The organism is Halomonas sp. KM072 (assembly GCF_050710315.1).
Taxonomy (GTDB): domain Bacteria; phylum Pseudomonadota; class Gammaproteobacteria; order Pseudomonadales; family Halomonadaceae; genus Vreelandella; species Vreelandella hamiltonii.
The window spans coordinates 1,791,642-1,809,566 of the sequence record NZ_CP136132.1 but is presented as its reverse complement, the minus strand read 5'-3'; the positions used below and the strand labels follow the sequence as shown (position 1 = coordinate 1,809,566).

At 59.9% G+C, this 17,925-nt stretch carries 18 protein-coding genes; 9 read left to right on the top strand and 9 right to left on the bottom strand.

The window, feature by feature from the left end; all coding sequences use genetic code 11:
* Window positions 1-4: 4 nt before the first annotated feature.
* Window positions 5-292 carry an antibiotic biosynthesis monooxygenase family protein gene (locus RVM26_RS08490; protein WP_016914310.1) on the bottom strand — a complete coding sequence of 96 codons (288 nt, stop codon included), beginning with the start codon at window positions 290-292 and terminating at the stop codon, window positions 5-7.
* Between the two features lie 28 nt (window positions 293-320).
* On the opposite strand from RVM26_RS08490, the gene tusA reads away from it, so the two are divergent.
* Window positions 321-572: a sulfurtransferase TusA gene (gene tusA, locus RVM26_RS08485; protein ID WP_039179343.1), complete on the top strand. Its 252-nt coding sequence runs from the start codon at window positions 321-323 to the stop codon at window positions 570-572.
* Window positions 573-632: 60 nt separating this feature from the next.
* Here tusA and RVM26_RS08480 read toward each other — a convergent pair whose 3' ends face one another.
* From RVM26_RS08480 to RVM26_RS08470, 3 genes are all read right to left on the bottom strand, one after another.
* Complete coding sequence (locus RVM26_RS08480) at window positions 633-1,352, bottom strand: hypothetical protein (RefSeq protein ID WP_498941640.1); 720 nt, start codon at window positions 1,350-1,352, stop codon at window positions 633-635.
* A 112-nt stretch (window positions 1,353-1,464) separates the two neighbouring features.
* Window positions 1,465-2,478 (bottom strand): DUF3080 family protein, encoded by a 1,014-nt coding sequence (locus RVM26_RS08475; RefSeq protein ID WP_498941639.1) that lies wholly within the window; start codon window positions 2,476-2,478, stop codon window positions 1,465-1,467.
* Window positions 2,479-2,482: 4 nt separating this feature from the next.
* Window positions 2,483-3,901 (bottom strand): MATE family efflux transporter, encoded by a 1,419-nt coding sequence (locus tag RVM26_RS08470; RefSeq protein ID WP_287805010.1) that lies wholly within the window; start codon window positions 3,899-3,901, stop codon window positions 2,483-2,485.
* A gap of 137 nt (window positions 3,902-4,038) precedes the next feature.
* Between RVM26_RS08470 and RVM26_RS08465 the strand changes: the two genes are divergently transcribed.
* Window positions 4,039-4,620 (top strand): elongation factor P hydroxylase, encoded by a 582-nt coding sequence (locus RVM26_RS08465; RefSeq protein ID WP_287805009.1) that lies wholly within the window; start codon window positions 4,039-4,041, stop codon window positions 4,618-4,620.
* On the opposite strand, the gene RVM26_RS08460 is transcribed toward RVM26_RS08465, so the two are convergent.
* The gene (locus RVM26_RS08460) at window positions 4,617-5,096 is read right to left on the bottom strand and encodes a hypothetical protein (RefSeq protein ID WP_016914304.1); all 480 of its coding nucleotides are present in this window, start codon (window positions 5,094-5,096) and stop codon (window positions 4,617-4,619) included. The two genes, RVM26_RS08465 and RVM26_RS08460, sit on opposite strands and share 4 nt — an antisense overlap.
* 14 nt (window positions 5,097-5,110) lie before the next feature.
* Complete coding sequence (locus RVM26_RS08455) at window positions 5,111-5,971, bottom strand: TatD family hydrolase (RefSeq protein ID WP_100731697.1); 861 nt, start codon at window positions 5,969-5,971, stop codon at window positions 5,111-5,113.
* A gap of 255 nt (window positions 5,972-6,226) precedes the next feature.
* On the opposite strand from RVM26_RS08455, the gene RVM26_RS08450 reads away from it, so the two are divergent.
* The 5 genes from RVM26_RS08450 to RVM26_RS08430 are packed head-to-tail and all read left to right on the top strand — an operon-like array spanning window position 6,227 to window position 13,092.
* Window positions 6,227-7,456, top strand: a complete 1,230-nt coding sequence (locus RVM26_RS08450; protein ID WP_287805006.1) for an ABC transporter substrate-binding protein — start codon at window positions 6,227-6,229, stop codon at window positions 7,454-7,456.
* Between the two features lie 6 nt (window positions 7,457-7,462).
* Window positions 7,463-9,037: a fatty acyl-CoA synthetase gene (locus RVM26_RS08445; protein ID WP_498941638.1), complete on the top strand. Its 1,575-nt coding sequence runs from the start codon at window positions 7,463-7,465 to the stop codon at window positions 9,035-9,037.
* Window positions 9,037-10,179, top strand: a complete 1,143-nt coding sequence (locus tag RVM26_RS08440) for an acyl-CoA dehydrogenase family protein (RefSeq protein WP_498941719.1) — start codon at window positions 9,037-9,039, stop codon at window positions 10,177-10,179. The genes RVM26_RS08445 and RVM26_RS08440 overlap by 1 nt, the downstream gene beginning before the upstream one ends.
* Window positions 10,180-10,215: 36 nt before the next feature.
* Window positions 10,216-11,400 (top strand): beta-ketothiolase BktB, encoded by a 1,185-nt coding sequence (gene bktB, locus RVM26_RS08435; protein ID WP_498941637.1) that lies wholly within the window; start codon window positions 10,216-10,218, stop codon window positions 11,398-11,400.
* 39 nt (window positions 11,401-11,439) lie between these two features.
* Window positions 11,440-13,092, top strand: coding sequence for a fatty acid--CoA ligase (locus tag RVM26_RS08430; protein ID WP_498941636.1), 1,653 nt, complete (start codon window positions 11,440-11,442; stop codon window positions 13,090-13,092).
* A 4-nt stretch (window positions 13,093-13,096) separates the two neighbouring features.
* Here RVM26_RS08430 and RVM26_RS08425 read toward each other — a convergent pair whose 3' ends face one another.
* Entirely contained in the window at window positions 13,097-14,110 is a 1,014-nt protein-coding gene (locus RVM26_RS08425; protein WP_498941635.1) for an AraC family transcriptional regulator, read from the bottom strand.
* Window positions 14,111-14,263: 153 nt separating this feature from the next.
* On the opposite strand from RVM26_RS08425, the gene RVM26_RS08420 reads away from it, so the two are divergent.
* A complete protein-coding gene (locus RVM26_RS08420; protein WP_498941634.1) occupies window positions 14,264-16,183 on the top strand; it encodes an ATP-binding cassette domain-containing protein in 1,920 nt (639 codons plus the stop codon).
* 64 nt (window positions 16,184-16,247) lie between these two features.
* On the opposite strand, the gene RVM26_RS08415 is transcribed toward RVM26_RS08420, so the two are convergent.
* Window positions 16,248-16,700, bottom strand: coding sequence for a universal stress protein (locus tag RVM26_RS08415; RefSeq protein WP_016914281.1), 453 nt, complete (start codon window positions 16,698-16,700; stop codon window positions 16,248-16,250).
* 141 nt (window positions 16,701-16,841) lie between these two features.
* On the opposite strand from RVM26_RS08415, the gene RVM26_RS08410 reads away from it, so the two are divergent.
* The gene (locus tag RVM26_RS08410; protein WP_039179390.1) at window positions 16,842-17,375 is read left to right on the top strand and encodes a hypothetical protein; all 534 of its coding nucleotides are present in this window, start codon (window positions 16,842-16,844) and stop codon (window positions 17,373-17,375) included.
* A gap of 29 nt (window positions 17,376-17,404) precedes the next feature.
* Here the strand turns inward: RVM26_RS08410 and slyA are convergent, their stop codons facing one another.
* Entirely contained in the window at window positions 17,405-17,863 is a 459-nt protein-coding gene (gene slyA, locus RVM26_RS08405; RefSeq protein ID WP_287804992.1) for a transcriptional regulator SlyA, read from the bottom strand.
* Window positions 17,864-17,925 lie beyond the last annotated feature (62 nt).

Below are 17,925 nucleotides of genomic sequence, written 5' to 3'. Positions count from 1 at the left end.
TCGTCTAGTACCCCGGCTCATAGATACGAATGGCTTCATCTTCGGTGAGAAGAGGCAGAATGCGCTGCATGGCCATGGCGCGCGCCTCGCTGGCGTGCCACTCTTTCCAGGCGCGCAGGTCACGCCATTTGGTGATCATCAGCCGACGGTCGGTGTGGCCGCGCTCTACCAGCGTTTCACCACCAACGAAGCCACGAATGCCCAATGATACTCGCATGGCTTCGCGTGCGGCCTGCTCGTATTCATCTTCCAGGCCGGGCATGATGCGTCGTTCAATGATGACTTTTATCATAGTGTCTGTTTCCTAACCGAGAGAGTCGATGACTGATCCTACACAAGCCCCCAGTGCTTTCGATGCCGAATTGGACACCACTGGGCTGTACTGCCCAGAGCCCATCATGCTGATGCACAACAAGGTGCGTGACATGGCGTCGGGCCAGGTGCTGAAGGTCGTGGCGACGGACCCTGCGACGACGCGCGATGTCCCCAAGTTTTGTCAATTCCTGGGGCACGAGCTTATCGAGCAGCAGGGCTCTGACGACCACTACGTCTACTTTATCCGTTTGGCGTGATGCTGGGGAGTCCTGGCAAGGCATGCATCGACCATGGTGCAATGCCTTGTCGGGATGGCTTCAAGAGCGCTCGTTGCTGTCGGAGACCACCATCATGGCCAGGGCCTCAAGCGTAGCCGGGTCCTCTTCGAGGATGCGATTAGCGATGTGGCGTTGGAAAAAATAGACGGTGTGATGGCGCGAATGGGCGTCATACAGGCAGTTATCACCCAGCAGGATCGGCATCAGAGTGGCTTTTTGCTCGTCAGCCAGCAGTGCGTCTACGCTGCCGTCGCTGTACAGGCGCCACCCGTAGACCGGCTTCATGTGCCAGGGGGCATTGGGCCGATTCATGCACAAGGCATGGGTTCCCAGGGTATCGGGAAGTTGCTGGATCAGCGTCACTTCACCGGACGCCTCATACTCGAAATAGCCTGCCGCCGCGACCAGTTCGTCGTACTTGTGGTCGGGGGGAACATCGAAGATTTCATCGGTTTCGGGGTCACGGTAACCGACGAAGCAACCGCTTTCCTCGCTGTCCAGCTCATGGCAGGCCGCCAGAGACTCCATCCAGGGTACCAGCCCGGTAATGCTGCCATCTTCTCTCAAGCCCCAGGCCAGAATGGGGAGACCATAGTAGGTGTCGGGGTAGGTGTCGGGACTCGCAGCGAGCTGGTAAACCATTTCCAGTCCGTCCAGCTCCGGAGCCAGACGAACGAGATATTTTCGCGCCTGCTGACGCTGACGCACGGTATCCAGGTCGATGACCTGGGCAGAGCGAGTTGACAGGGGTGAGCCCATGGTGTCCCTCCTTGTACTGCGTGGTCACGACATTGGCAGACAGTGATTTTCATCTGCCGCTACCTTCACCAATAGCACACCTTTTCTGGAAGGTTAAGCATGACGAGCATATTTAATGCTGTGTGCAGGGCGCCAGGGTAAGCGCCAACTGGCGATGATGCGCCAGAGCCCGTTGAAACTGCTGCCAGGGGGCCTCCGGGTTCTGCATGTCGAGCCAGGTCTGCTGGTAGTCAGACACCGCTGGCGGTGGGCTGACGGCATGGGTATCGAAAAGGCTATTCACCGACACCAGCCACTGCTCTGCGCGTTGCTCCAGCTGGTCTACCCAGTCAGGCAGGGCTTCTGACCAGCAGGTGCTCCCTGCGTCTGGTTCGGCCTGCGCGATAGCCGCGTTTAGCTCGTTCAGGCGCTGCTCAGCCAGCAGCAAGGCGCGCAGCACTTCGGCAGTCAGCGGACGCTGCTGGAGCGTTTTGAGATGGTTTTCCAGGGTCGAGGAGTCGTGTTGCCAGGCCTGATTGAACTGCTGGGTAATCATCTGCTCAAGATAATCCAGTGCTGCCCGCTGTTCTGCCCAGACTTGATCGGGGAGCGTGTGCAGAGGGTGACTGGCGCGAGCGAAACTCTTCTCCCACTCTTCCGAGGCAAAGATGGCGTTCCAGGTTGCAAAGGGCAGCTGCTCGGTTTTGAGCTGGGTCAGCTGTGCCAGGCGATGGGCGTCATCGTCACCCAGCCGTTCAGGAATATCGCTGTTCCAGCAGTGATCCAGGCGTTGCCACAGCGTGCGCTCGTAGATCCATTGCTGGCTGGGCGGTGCGACACGGCCTAGCTGGTTGTTTCTGGCAGCAATCAGGGAGGTGATCTGACACTCGCGTAACGCATAGATATTGAGCATGCCTTCGCGTATCTCCGGCAGCTCGATCACGCGCTGGCGTCGGTCGGGAAAGGCGCCTATGTTACGGGGCTGGTGGCGTTCAGGAGCGGAAATGCCGAGCTCCTCGGCAGTCGAGCGCTGGTAGGCCGCCCAGGCCTCGTCCGCGCTGTTGTCGCCGCAGCCAGCCAGCACCAAGCTGGCCGACATGACGACGGGCATCACGAGGCATGAGCGGTAGAAACTTGAAGGCCGCATGGGGTCACTCCCGTTGACTGATTCGATGTAATCGCCAAGCCAGCAAGATGGCCGCTGTCGTGAGCCCTGCAATCAGGCCGATCCAATAGCCGTGTACCCCCAGCGGCTGTGACTCACCCCCCATGCCATAGGTTCCCAGCCAATGACCGCCCCCCAGCCCGACGATCCAGTAGGAAAGAACGGTGATCACCATGACGATGCGGGTATCCTTGTAGCCTCGCAGCGCGCCGGCCAGATTCACTTGCAGCGAGTCCGACAGCTGAAAGATGACCGCCAGAGCGATGATCGTGAGCGCCAGGGCCTGAATGTCGCTATTGGAGGTATACAGGCTGATGACCGGTGCGGCAGTGAACCAGAGCAGCGTGCTGTTGAACGCGGCGACGATCACGCTGATCACGACACCGTTCCAGGCAACCTTGCGGGCCAGGGAAAGGCGCTGCTGCCCCAGCGTATTACCGACACGCACCGTCAGTGCCATGCTCAGTGACATGGGCAACATGAACAGGATCGAGGTGTAGCTCAGCGCGATCTGGTGAGCCCCCACGGTCACTTCACCAAGGCTGGCAATGAACAGGGCGATCAGCGTGAACAGCGTCACTTCGACAAAAATCGCGACGCCGATGGGCACCCCGACCACGAGCAGCTCACGCACGCCTGACCACTGTGGCCAGGTGGCGCCATGCCACAAGGAAACGCTGTGGTATACCGTGCCACGGCGTGTGTAGAGTGCCATGGCAATGGTCATGGTCCACATGGAGAAGGCCGTGGCAATGCCACAGCCAAAGGCGCCCAGCGCGGGTAGCTGCTGCAGCGTATCCGGCAGCGCGGCGCCGAACAGGCTGACCAGCCCATCACCCCCGTAGATCAGTACATAGTTGCTGGGAATATTGACGGCCAGGCCAATCAGGCTGATCCACAAGGCTGGCCGGGTATGGTTCATGCCATCCGAAAACGCTCTCAATGCCTGAAATAGCGCGATACCTGGCATGCCGAAGGCCACCGCGCTCAGGTAAGCAGCCGACTCGCTGGCCACTGCCGGTGGCACGTTCATCAGCTCGAAGATCGGCATGACGGCCGTACGCAGCAGCAGGGCGGCCAACAAGCCCAGCGCCAGGGCCACCCAGAGCGCCTGATGTACGGCGGGACGAATGGCGACGTGGCGTTGCCCTCCCAGCAGTTGAGCCACGATGGGCGTCAGCCCCATCAGCGTGCCGGTCATGAACAGCATCAGGGGCATCCACAGGCTGGAGCCTACCGACACCGCCGCCAGCGACGTGGCGTCATGTCGCCCGGTCATCATCACATCGACAACGCTCATGCCTGCCTGAGCAAGCTGTGCACCACAGATAGGCAGCGCCAGGGCCATGAGTGTGCGTGTTTCAGGCCAGTAAATTTTCTTGATATCGCTAGTGAAGCCGCCCAAGGTATGGTTCCTATTTAGCAAAGAGACCCAGGAAAAGGCGATAGAGTAGCAGGAGTCGCTATACCTTGCGCTCTCCTCTTTAGCCAGGGATGGGTCCCTCGTTATACTAGTGCAACGTTCATGAATGAGATAACGGTGTGACTGACCCGCAAGAGTGCTGGACGCTCGACGATATTACTGCGCTGTTTGATGGGGTGTTTGCAGACCACTATCAGACTCGGCTGATTCGCGGTGGCGATGAGCCGCTTTACCGCCCGATGAGTGAGCAGACGCCTTACCATCAGGTGATCTTTGCACGAGGCTATTTTGCCAGTGCGTTACATGAGATCAGCCACTGGTGCATCGCAGGCGCAAAACGCCGCCAGTGGGAAGATTATGGCTACTGGTATTACCCGGACGGGCGCACGGCGGAACAGCAACAGGCATTCGAACAGGCCGAAGTGTCCCCTCAGGCGTTGGAGCAACTGTTTACCCAGGCGTGTGGCCGTACGTTCCATGTCAGTGTGGACAATCTGGGCGGCGCGGGCGAGGTGGACCGGGAGGCTTTCGCAAGACGCGTGGCAGCGAGGGCCGAGCGCTATCGGCAAGAGGGACTGCCCCTGCGCGCCAATGCGTTTCGGACGGCATTGGCGCGCTACTATCAGCACCAGGACACGCTGGAGCAGGCGATTCGGCAGGGGCACCGCCTGCTGGACGATGCTCTGATGAAAGTGGGTTAGTCAGCCTCGGACAACTGCTGATGCAGGGTCAGCATGACCTCGATTTCGTGCTCGGGGCGCATGGGTTCTAGGCCCAGGTCGTTGAAGGTATCACTGCGCAGGCGGTGCCATTCGCTTGAGCTGAGGGTTTCATACAGCACTTGTGCGGGTGCCAGCTCCACAAAAGGGTCCAGTCCGTAGGTGTCGAACAAGCGGGCAAGGGCGGCCTCATCTTCGCCGTTGTCGCTGGTGTACAGCGTGGCCGAGAAATGGTCGTTCTCCAGCTCGCGGATCACATCCAGCGGGCTGACCCCCAGACTCTCCAGCTCTTCGATGCTGTAAGCCCCCATGACATTGCTGTCTTCGGTAATCCAGCTGTCATCCGGCTGGATCAAGGTCTGCTTGATGCGCCCATCGGGCAGTGACCATGCAATCGACAGCGGCAAGCCATTGTCTTCACCTATCTCTATGGCAATAAAACCGGGGTAGTCGGCCATGGTTGTCGTTCCTTCTAGGTATCCGTGTCGATACGGAAAAACTGCAGGGCGGTACGGGTGGTCGCCGCCGCGAGTTCAGTGTCACTCACCTGATGCCAACGAGCAATCTCCTGCACGATCCAGGGCAGCAGGGCAGGCTCATGGCGTCTGCCTTTCAGCTTGGCGGGCAAATTACGGGGCAGCAAGTAAGGGCAGTCGGTTTCGACCATCAATCGATCCAGCGGGATCTCGCGCACCAGGTCACGCAGGTGATGCCCGCGCCGCTCGTCACAGATCCAGCCCGTCAAGCCGATGTGCAGGTCCAGCTCCAGATAGCCCCGCAGCGTTTCACGGTCTGCGGTAAAGCAGTGGATCACCGCGTGGCTGATATCGTCGCGCCAGTGGTGCAGGATCTCTCGCATGCGCTGGCCTGCATCACGCTCATGAAGAAACAGCGGTAGCCCGGATGCCGCCGCCAGGGCCAACTGCGCTTCAAAGGCGCGCTCCTGCTCCTGCGGTGTGGAAAAGTTGCGGTTGAAGTCGAGCCCGCACTCACCGACCGCGACCACCTCGGGCAGTGTATAGAGATTGCCCAGCGCCTGGGCCACGTCTTCGCTCCAGCCGCTGGCATCATGGGGATGCACCCCCGCAGTGGCATACAGCCCAGCAAACTGCCGAGCCATCTCGACGGCCTGCCTGGCGTGGGCGACATCCGTTCCCGTGACGATCATTCTGGTCACGTTGGCGGCTCGGGCTCTGGCGATCACGTCGCTCAAGTCGCGCTGAAAGCTCTCATGGGTCAGGTTGGCGCCAATGTCGACCAGCGGTGTGCTGGGGCGAAACTGTAGCGCTTCAGGTAACGCGTCGTGTGCTTGCTGAGTCGCCAATGTGGTCATCTCTCCTGTGGGCCAGTGGCCCCATTGTAACGCTGGAGCCGCTTGGCTCGCCAACGCAAGCCGCCATGCACGTGGCAAGTAATGACACTGCAAATGGCATGAATTGCAAAAAAACTGGCTCAATAGGTAAACAGTGCAGGCCTGTTTGCTCTTACCATGAAAATGAGTCACCGCCATGCCCGTGATTCAATGAGTGAAGGCGCAACGCCAGCGTTGTGATTTTCACCTCAATAACAACAATAGAGAGGTACCCTCATGCCGTTATCACGTCGTTTCACCCTGTCTGCGTTAGCTTCTGCGGTGGTTGCTGCAGGCTTCGTTCCGTTCGTTGCCGCCCATGAAGGGATTTCTGATAACGAAATCCGCATTGGCTATCTGGCCGATATGTCAGGCGTTTACCGCGATCCTATCGGTCCTCTGGGGCTCGATGCCATTCAGATGGCGATCGAGGATATTGGCGGCAGTGTCAACGGTGCGGATATCGTGGTGTTCAGTGCCGATGATCGTAACAGCCCTGACGTGGGCTCCAGCGTGGTGCGTGAATGGATCGATGAGCGCAACGTCGATATGGTCACGGGCCTAGTGGCATCATCGGTCACGTTGGCGGCTGTCAGTCTGCTGCAGGAGGCCGACAAGCTGGGGCTGGTGAATGGTGCCGTCTCCTCTGGCGTGACCAACGAACACTGCTCTGCGAATCATATTCACTGGGTGTATGACACCTGGGCAATGTCGAACGGCACCGCCAAAGCCATTACCGAAGAAGGCTACAAAAACTGGTACTTGTTGAGTGCCGATTACTCTTTTGGTCATGCGTTGGAAGCAGACGTCGAGCGCGTGGTCACTGAAAACGGTGGCACCATCGTAGGGCGTGCGCGTCATCCATTCCCCAATAACGACTTTTCATCGTTCATGTTACAGGCGCAGGCCTCTGGTGCTGACGTCATTGCGCTGAATAACGCGGGCGGGGACACCATCAACGCGGTTCAGACGGCGGGGGAGTTTGGTATTACCCAGGCCGGGCAAATCCTGGCGGGAATGGTGCTGTTCAGTACCGATGTGCGCAGTATCGGGCTGGAAAATGCCCAAGGGCTGCAGTTCACCAAAGCCTGGTATTACGACTTGAACGAGGAAACCCGCGCCTGGGCAGAACGCTTCCGGGAGCGTACGGGCAGCATGCCTACCATGGTGCACGCTGGCCTCTACTCCAGCACTCGCCACTACCTGGACGCCATCGCTGCCACCGGGACAGACGATACCCAGACGGTGCGTCAGCAGATGGCCGACACGCCTATCAACGATATCTTTGCCCAGAACGGCTATATCCGCGAAGACGGCCGTATGGTCCACGACATGTACCTGGTGGAAGTCAAAACCCCGGCAGAGTCAGCAGATGAAGACGACTTGTTCCGGGTGGTCCGCACCATTCCTGCCGAGGAAGCGTTCCGGCCACTGTCTGAAAGTGTCTGCCCACTCGTAAAGGGTTAAACAGCCATGACGTCTGTAGATAACATTCATCGCAATACGATTGGCGCTGCGCTTAACCGCAGCGCGCGCAAGCATGCCCAGAAGCGGGCCTTGACGTTCGGCGAGCGTACGTGGAGTTATCAAGCGCTCAATAACGCGGCCAACCAGGTGGCAAATGCGCTGCTGGAAGCAGGGCTGGCGCCGGGCGACCGCCTGGCGGTATACGGTAAAAACTCGGATGCCTATGTGATCGCGTGGCTGGCCTGTAGCAAGGCGGGCCTGATTCACGTCCCTGTCAACTTTGCGCTGAGCAGTGACGAGCTTCGTTACATTCTGGAGCAGTCGGGCGCAAAAGGGGTACTGAGCGACGCGGTGCTAGGTGACAAGGTTCGCGCTGCCGTCGCGGGGCTGTCGCTGGTCGTCAACGGTACCCTGCAGGCGGAGGGGGCATCGCTTCAAGAAGACGCCTTCGATGTACTGGCGTGTACCCACGGGGTTCATGCTTCTCTGGCTCATGCTGCCCATGAGCCAAGCGTCGCGCTGGAGGGGGCCAGCGTTGCCCAGTTGCTATATACCTCTGGTACCACGGCAGCGCCCAAGGCTGCCATCATGAGCCATCAAGCGCTCATAGCCGAATACATGGCGTGCATGGTGGCGTTGGATATCCAGGCAGATGACGCCGTGCTGGCAGCGCTGCCCTTGTACCACTCGGCGCAAATGCACGTGTTTCTGATGCCTGCGCTACTGCTGGGAGCGCCCGTCATTCTGCTGGAAGCCCCCCTGCCGGAAAGCTGCCTGGCTGCCATTTCACAGCACCAGATCAGCTCTTTTTTTGCCCCTCCTACCGTGTGGATCAGTCTGTTACGGCACCCTCACTTTGATCAGTACGATCTCTCGAGCCTCAGAAAAGCCTATTACGGGGCCTCCATCATGCCGGTGCCGGTACTCGAAGAGATGCAGCAGCGCTTTCATGGTGTCGGCCTGTACAACTGCTACGGACAGAGCGAAATAGCGCCCCTGGCAACTGTTTTGCGACCAGAAGAGCATGCCGAACGGCCGGCCTCTGCTGGACGACCGATTCTCACGGTCGAAACGCGCATCGTCGATCTGGAGGGCAACGATGTTCCGCCGGGAGAGCATGGGGAAATCGTCCATCGTTCTCCGCAGCTCATGCTGGGCTACTGGGACAAACCCGAGATGACCGCAGAGGCATTTCAGGGAGGCTGGTTCCACTCTGGAGACGTGGGGTATGTCGATGAAGCGGGCTATTTGTACATCGTCGACCGTATCAAGGACGTGATCAATACTGGCGGTGTGCTGGTCGCCAGTCGAGAAGTGGAAGAGGTGCTGTTCAAGCACACGGCGGTTTCAGAGGTGGCGGTCGTGGGGCTCCCCGATGACAAATGGATCGAGGCGATTACCGCGGTGGTGGTGCTCAAGGAGGGGCAAAACGCCAGTGAAGCGGAGCTGATTCTACACGCCAAGGACCTGATCGCCCCTTACAAGGTACCCAAGCGGGTGATGTTTACCGACGCACTGCCCAAGAGCACGGCAGGTAAAATTCTCAAGCGCCATCTGCGCCAGGCGCTGGGAGAGTCATGATGGACGACCAGGAGCTGGGGCTCTTTCAGCCCATGATTACCCGCTGTTTAGCGCAGGAAGTAGCGCCTTTTTACCAGCAGTGGGAGGAGGCGGGGGAAATACCACGCTCCCTGTGGCTGGCGCTGGGGGCGGCAGGGCTGTTGGGTATTGACCTGGCAGAAGCGTACGGTGGCTCAGAGGCCGATATCGCCATCACGCAAAGGGTGCTCGAAGAGATGTCTCGTCAGGGCTTTGGTGGCCTCGCCAGTGCCTACAACATCCACGCCAATATCGTCATGCCGTATGTCCAGAAGCTGGGGACACCTGGGCAGAAGGAAAAGTGGCTGCCGCGCATGGCCTTGGGGGAGTGCCTGGGGGCCATTGCCATGAGCGAACCCCACGCCGGGAGTGATTTGGCCGCGATGAAAACCCGCGCCACGCGGGTAGAGGATGGCTGGTTGCTCAACGGCGGCAAGCTGTTCATCACCAATGGTCAGGTGGCCGATCTGGTGATCGTGTGCGCGAAAACCGATCCCAGTGCCGGCGCCAAAGGGGTCTCGCTATTTTTAGTGGAAACGTCGCTGCCCGGCTTTTCCCGAGGTAAACCGATCAAGAAAATAGGCCAGCATGCCAGCGACACTGCGGAGCTGGCCTTTGATCAGTTGAAGTTGCCCGCAGACGCGCTATTGGGCAACGAGGGCGAAGGGTTTCTTTACCTCATGCAAGAGCTGCCTCGTGAGCGTTTGGGGGTGGGCGCCCAGGCCCTGGGGGCGATAGAAGGGGCGCTAGCGCTAACCCTCGAATACGTCACCCAGCGGGAAGCCTTCGGCCAGCGGATTGCCGATTTTCAAAACACCCGCTTTACGCTGGCGCAGCTCAAAGCCCAGCTTGACATGGCCCGGGCTTACTTCGAACAGTGCATGGAGCGGTATCGGCAAGGCAGCATGAGCAGCACCGAGGCGGCGATTCTTAAATTACAGCTGAGCGAACTGCAGTGTCATGCGGTGGATCGCTGTCTGCAGCTGTTTGGTGGCTATGGCTACACTCATGAGTACCCCATTTCGCGCTTTTATCTCGATGCTCGGGTACAAACCATTTATGCCGGCAGCTCCGAGATCATGAAAGAAGTGATTGCGCGCTCGCTGCTGGGCAAAGCCTCTTGAGCAAGAGGTCCAAAAAACGGTCGACAAGGAGTCTATATGCAGTTGGATAGCGTGGTGATTGTAGGGGGCGCGCGCACCGCCATCGGAGGGTTCGGCGGTTCGCTATCCGCCTTCGCCCCCCATGAGTTAGGCACCATCACCGCCGTGGAAGCCCTGCGCCGGGCCGGGGTGGAGGGCGCCGACATCGATCATTCGGTTTACGGCCATATCATCACTACTGGCCCGCAGGATGCCTATCTGGCCCGCCACATCGCACTCAGTGCAGGCGTTCCCAAAGAGGCCGGTGCCTTCAACGTTAATCGCCTGTGCGGCTCTGGCGTCCAGGCGGTGGTGTCTGCGGCTCAGCAGATTGTCCTGGGCGACAGTCGCCTCGCTTTGGCGGGCGGTGCCGAAAGCATGTCTCGCGGAGCCTACGTGTTGGCCCCGCAGGCGCGCCACGGTATTCGAATGGGGGACACCCGCATCGAGGATTTGACGCTTGGCGTGTTGAGTGACCCGTTCGGCAGTGGTCACATGGGAATCACCGCTGAAAATATCGCGCAGCAGTACGGTTTCAGCCGCGAGCAGTTGGATCAATTCGCCCTCAAGAGCCATCAAAAAGCAGCGCGGGCACTATCGGAAGGCCGCTTCGATGAGCAGATCGTGCCGGTAGAGGTGACCCGGGGCAAGCAGACGCTGACCTTTGCCCGTGATGAGCATGTCCGGGAAGACGTGGTGCTCAGTGACCTGGCCCGGCTGAAACCGGCTTTCAAGCGTGAAGGGGTCGTGACCGCAGGCAATGCCTCAGGGATCAACGATGGCGCCGCCACCCTCGTACTGGCCCATGCTGAAGAGGCCCGGGAGCGCGGGCTCACCGTGCGTGGGCGGTTGCGGGTGGCCACCACGGCGGGCGTGGAACCATCATTGATGGGGTTGGGCCCCATTCCCGCCGTCAAGCGTTGCTTGCAGCAGGCTGGATTGACCATTCACGATATCGATGTGATCGAATCCAATGAAGCCTTTGCGGCCCAGGCCATGGCGGTGGCCAGCACGCTCGATTTTCCGCTGGAAAAACTCAACCCCAATGGCGGTGCGGTCGCTCTTGGGCATCCGGTGGGGGCCACCGGCGCCATTTTGATCCTTAAAGCGCTGCATGAGCTGGAGCGCATTCAGGGGCGCTTTGGACTGATTACGCTCTGCATTGGCGGCGGGCAAGGTATCGCGCTACTGATCGAGCGTTAAGTTGCCCCAGACATCCAACAACAATCAAAGGTACGTTTTATGCCGACGATAACGCCAAAACTGCTTACTTCGACATCCTCCGCCACCAACCCTCCCATGCTGATCAAGGATCTGTTGGAGTCTGGCGTTCGCATGGCGGGCAATAATCAGATCGTGTACCGCGATCAAGGCCGTCACGACTACCGCCGTTTTCAAGAGCGTGTCCATCAACTGGCTCATCTGTTGACGGCGCAGGGAGTGCAGGCAGGAGATGTGGTGGCGGTGATGGATTGGGACAGCCACCGCTATCTGGAATGCTTTTTCGCCATTCCCATGATAGGCGCGGTGCTGCACACGGTGAACGTCCGCCTGGCACCCGAACAGATTCTCTACACCATGCAGCATGCGGAAGACGTCTTCGTGCTGGTGCATGAGGACTTCGTGCCTCTGCTGGAGCCGCTGGCGCAGCAACTTCCCGATATTCGTGGCTACGTGCTTTGTCAGGAAGAGCGCCGTGACGTCTCGACGTCGCTGCGATTGGTGGGGGAGTTCGAGGCCCTGTTGGCTGACCAGCCCAGCCATTATGATTTCCCCACGTTCGATGAAAATGGCGTGGCCACGCTGTTCTACACGACCGGCACGACCGGCAACCCGAAAGGGGTGTTCTTCACTCACCGTCAGCTGGTGTTGCACACGCTGGGCGAAGCCAGCACGTTTCAGGCGCCTGGCTTCGAGCTGTTGAACCGAGACAAGGTGTATATGCCCATTACGCCGATGTTTCACGTACATGCCTGGGGCGTCCCTTACACCGCCACGCTGCTGGGCGCGACGCAAGTGTACCCGGGCAAATACGAGCCGGAGATGCTGGTGAAGCTGCTGGTCAGTGAAAAGGTCGATTTTTCCCACTGCGTACCGACACTGCTCAACATGGTGGTGAGCGCGGAGGCCATCGCGACGAAAAAAGTCGATTTGACCGGCTGGAAAGTGCTGGTCGGAGGCAGCGCCTTGACCCAGGCGTTGGCAAGCCGTGCCTGGGCGTTGGGGATCGACACCCGCAGCGCTTACGGCATGTCGGAAACGTGTCCTCTGCTCACGGCCGATATCTTGCCGAAGGAGGTCGTGGAGGCTGACTTCGAAAGCCAGCTCCCCTGGCGCTGCAAGGCTGGTCTTCCGGTGCCGTTCGTGCGGCTGCAGGTGGTCGATGTGGACGGTCAGCCGCTTCCTCATGATGGCCATAGTGTGGGGGAAGTCCGCGTACAAGCGCCCTGGCTCACCCAGGCTTACTACAAGGAAGAGACGCGTAGCGAAGAGCTATGGCGAGAGGGTTGGTTACACACCGGGGATGTGGGGTCGCTGGATGCGCATGGCTTTTTGGCCATTAGTGATCGCATCAAGGACGTCATCAAGACCGGCGGCGAATGGCTGTCCTCCCTGGAACTGGAAAGCTATATCAGTCAATGCCCCGGCGTCGCTGAAGTGGCGGTCATCGGCGTGGCGGATGACAAGTGGGGGGAGCGCCCCGCAGCGCTCGTCGTGCCCAGCGACCTCAATCGGCCACCTACCGTCGAGGCGATTCAGGGGTTCATGGAGCAGTTCGTGGCGCAGGGCAAGCTCAACCGTTGGGGAGTGCCTTCATTGATACGTTTCGTCGATGAAATACCCAAGACCAGCGTAGGCAAGCTGGATAAAAAACGTATCCGTACGGAGATCTAGCGGCTCAGAGCGTGGTGCCTGCTGTCTGCGCTTTGCGGTAGGCGGCAGGCGAATTGCCGGTCCATTGCTTGAAGGCTCGGCTGAAGCAGGCCTGGTCCTCGAAGCCGAGGGTTTCGGCCAGCGCGGAGAGTGGTTCCCTGCTTCGGGTCAATACCTGAATGGCCACGTCCCGCCGATACTCGTCCTTTACCGCCTGAAAGTGGGTGCCCTCTGCCTGCAAGTGGCGCGACAAGGTACGGACGGACACGTGCAGCGCATTGGCCACGTCGTGAATGGTGCTGGAAGAGAGCCGGTGACGGTGCAGGTACTCCCGCACGCGATGGGTGGCGATACGGTCTTCGAAAGAGACATAAAACCAGTCTGCTGGCGCACGCTGCAAAAAAGCCCCCAGATGCTGCTTGCGTTGCCGGACGGGATGTTCCAGAAAAGCCGTATCGAAATAGACCGCCGTTTTCGGCTGGTTGAAGGTCACCTTGCCTGGATAAAAATAGAGATAGTCAGCTTGGTGGGCGGGCTGTGGATAGCTGCACTCCATCAATATGGGCGGGATTTTTCGCGCGATCAGCCAGGAAGCAATGCCGTGAAAGAGCTTCAACATCAGCTCATGCACCAGAATGTGGCTGCCCTGAAGCGGTTTGTGCTCCTCGAGGGCCATACGAGCCAGGTCGCCCTCCACGGAAAAACAATAGCCAAAGTCATCCAGCACAATACGAAAAAACTGGGTGTAGCGATGTAGTGCGATACGCAGCGTGGGAGCATCCAGCATGCTGAGGCACAGCAGCTTGAGGGTGCCGCAGCGCAGCGGTCGAGAGAAAAAACCGGGCGTCTCATCGTCGAACTCCACCGCCAGAAGCCGGTAAAGCTGGGCAAACTGTTCCACCGTTACACGGCCATTGGGAGCCTCAAGCAAGAACGGGGAGATGCCAGACAGCATCAAATAATGCGTGGCCGCTTGCCCGGTGGGAGCCAAGCCACGAAACAGCTCGTTGACAAAGTGCATGGAGACGGTAACGGTCACGCTTTTCCACCCTGGAAGTGCCACAAGACAGCCGTAGGCGTTGCCCCTTTCATGCTGGACGTTAGCACGTTGTACCGTCGGGCTCTACATGAGTGCACCGTTACAGTGATCCATGCGTTACACTGTGCGCCTCACGACGAAGGAGGACACTGCGTGACCCTGTTACGACTCGAACAGCTGCAACTCGCTTACGGCACTCAGGTACTATTGAATCGCGCCGACCTCACGGTTGAAAAGGGCGAGCGGTTGGCGCTGGTCGGGCGCAACGGCACCGGTAAATCCACCCTGTTGAAACTCGTGGCAGGCGACATCCAGGCGGACGACGGCACCATCTGGCGCGCGCCGGGGCTGAAAATCGGCGTGCTGGCTCAGGAGCTGCCCGAATCATCGGGCATGACGATTTTTGACATGGTGGCCCAGGGGCTGCCCGAAGCGGGCGAGCTGCTGTCGGAGTACCAGCATCTGATCAACGACCCCGACCCGGACATGACCCGCATGGCCACGCTGCAAACGCGGCTGGAAGCGATTGATGGCTGGTCGTTCCATCAGCGTATCGACGTGGTGCTGACGCGCCTGGGCCTGCCGCCCGAAGCGGAGATGAGCGCGCTCTCCGGTGGCTGGCGTCGTCGCGTGGCCCTGGCCAGGGCGCTGGTGTCGGAACCGGACTTGCTGCTGCTGGATGAGCCCACCAACCACCTGGATCTGGATACGATTGCGTGGCTGGAAGAGCAACTGCTGGCGTTCAATGGCGCCGTGCTGCTGATCACCCACGACCGTGCCTTTCTGTCGAAGTTGGCTACCCATATTCTGGAACTGGACCGAGGCAAGCTGGGCCGCTACCCCGGCGTGTACGCGGAGTATCAAGAGCGCAAGCAGCACGAGCTGGAAATCGAATCGCGTGAAAATGCGCTGTTCGACAAGAAGCTGGCCCAGGAGGAGGCCTGGATCCGTCAAGGGATCAAGGCGCGCCGAACCCGTAACGAAGGGCGCGTGCGGGCTCTGGAAGCGATGCGCAATGAGCGCAGCCAGCGCCGTGAGCGCCAGGGCACGGCCAACCTGACCGTGGACAGCGGCGAGCGCACGGGCAAGCGGGTGGTCGAGCTCAAGGGCGTTAGCCAGTATTTTGGCGACGACACCATCTTGCGCAACGTCAATCTGGAAGTCATGCGCGGCGACCGTATCGGTTTCCTGGGTCGCAATGGCGCGGGCAAGACCACGCTGTTGAAAATCCTGCTGGGAGAGCTTGCTCCAAGCGAAGGCAGCGTACAGCTGGGCACCAACCTGAAGGTGGCCTACTTTGACCAGCTTCGGGCGGGGCTGGAGCTGGAGAAAACCGTTTACGACAACGTGGCGCAGGGCAGCGATCGGGTCACTGTCGGCGGCAAGGACCGCCATGTGATGAGCTACTTGCAGGATTTCCTGTTCACGCCGGATCGTGTGCGTCAGCCGGTCAAGGCGCTGTCGGGGGGCGAGTCCAACCGCCTGCTGCTGGCCAAGCTGTTCACCCAGCCTGCCAACGTGCTGGTGCTCGATGAGCCCACCAACGACCTGGACATGGAAACCCTGGAGCTGCTCGAAGAGCTGCTGCTTGACTTCGATGGCACGCTGCTGCTGGTCTCCCACGACCGTACCTTCATGGATAACGTGGTGACCAGTATGCTGGCCTTCGAAGGCGAAGGGTGCGTGCGCGAGTACGTGGGTGGCTACACCGACTGGATTCGACAAGGCGGCAAGCTGCCCCCGGCCCCTTGGGAGGGTGCTGCCCGCCAGCAGACGGAGCCGACATCGGCACCTGCACCAGAAGTGGTCGAAAAGCCTGTCAACGAGCCTGCCAGGAAGTCCGTGAAGCTCTCCTACAAGCTGCAGCGAGAGCTGGATGCGCTGCCTGCTGAAATAGAGCGGTTGGAGCAGGAAGTCGAGACGCTTGAGCAGGAAGTGGGCGATCCGGGGTTTTACCAGCAGGAAGCCACCGCCGTGACTGCCAGGCTGCAAGCCCTGGAAAAAGTGCAGCAGTCGCTGGAAACGGCCATGGAGCGCTGGATGGAGCTGGAGGCGATGGCGAACGGCGAATAGCCTTCAAGGCGCTACAAAAAAGGCCCCGTAAGGGGCCTTTGGCGTTAGGGTCGGTCATGGGCGATCACTCGTCGCTCTTTTCGCCTTTCTTGCCGACGCGCACGGCCAGTACGTCGCACTGGGCGCCATGCAGCACGCCGGTGGACGTAGAGCCCAGCAATAGGGCAAAGCCGTGGCGGCCGTGGGAACCCACCACGATGAGATCCACATTGTGCTCATCGGCAAAGCGATGGATCTCGGTGTCAGGCATGCCCACCACCACGTGCTGGTCGGCGGGCTCGACGTGCGGAGCGGCAATGTCGGCCAAGCGTTTTTTCGCGTGATCGTCCAGCTGGTCCTGAATGCTGGTCAGGTCCATGGGTATGTCGCCACCGTAGGCGAAGCCCAGCGGCTCCAGCGTGTGCATGATCGAGAGCTTGGCGCCGTTATTGCGTTCGGCAATTGCCACGGCGCGCTCAAGGATCTTGTGCGAGTCCTTGGTGAGGTCGACGGCGACCAGAATGTGGTGATAGCTCATGGCGTATCTCCTTGGTGGTATGTAACAAAGAGAAGCTTCGTTAGATAACCTTACTTTAGGCTGGGTAGTGGCGCAGCACAACGACCTGGATCATGGTTTTTTGCAATCGTTGCCCTGCACGGCAATGCAAGAGGTGGCTAAATGGAATGGTTGGTGATTGTTCTGATTCTACTGTTCGTGATGGCGCCGGTGATGTGGCTCAAGCCCAGCCCCCGCCAGAAGCGCCAGATGGCGCTACGCGACAGTGCGCGGCAGCAGGGGGTGACCATCAAGATGGCCGTGCCGCCGCTGCATCATTTCAAAGGCACCATGCCAGCCTATCGGTGGCGGTTTGGCCAAGAGACGCCGGGGCCGGATTTCGTTCTGGTGCGCGATAGCCATGCCAGCGCGGCACTGGAAGCCTTTCATGCTGGCTGGCGGTGGCGTATTGCGCCGCTGCGGCCGCTGCCGGAGAGCGCCGACGCCACGCTGCGCACCTTGCTGGAGCGTTTGCCCCAGGATGCGCTGGTGCTGGAGTGCAACTCGTACGCCTTGACGCTATGGTGGTGGGAATCACAAACCGCCGAACGCTTTACCAGCTACCTGGGCGATATCATGACCTTGAAAGAGGCGCTGGGCGGCCTGTCAGACCGCCCCCCAGGCAAGGCGCTGTCGTCAGGCGGTCGACCCTCCTGACGAGATAGCTGTTCGCGGCCGCCGGTGGATCATACCGACGGCTTGTCCTGGTCTCTGGCCTGCATGGCCAGACCATTGGATTCGATTTGCGCCAGCCACTGGTCCAACTGGATCAGGTCGCTGTCGCTCAACCCGGCGAAGATCTCCTTGCGGGCGGCGAGCACTACGCTGTCGATCTGTTCCAGCAGCGGCATCGCCGCCGGGGTGAGATAAATGCGCTTGCTGCGACGGTCATTGTCACAAGCGCGCCGCTCCACCAGCCCCTGCTCTTCCAACTGCCCTAGCGTGCGTACCAGCGAAGGTGCCTCGACGCCAATGGCCCGCGCCAGATCGCACTGCGGGTTGCCTTCGCCGAGCTTCCACAAGTGATAAAGGGTGACCCAGCGCGTTTGGGTCAGCCCCAGCGGTGCCAGTCTGCGGTCGATGATGGAGCGCCATAAATGGGGCAATCGGGCAATACGAAAACCAATAGTTATAGTTGAAGCCATAGTCGCTAGCTACCAGAAAATGTGAGTGGGCGAATTGTCATAAGCTGCGCCGCTGAATGCAA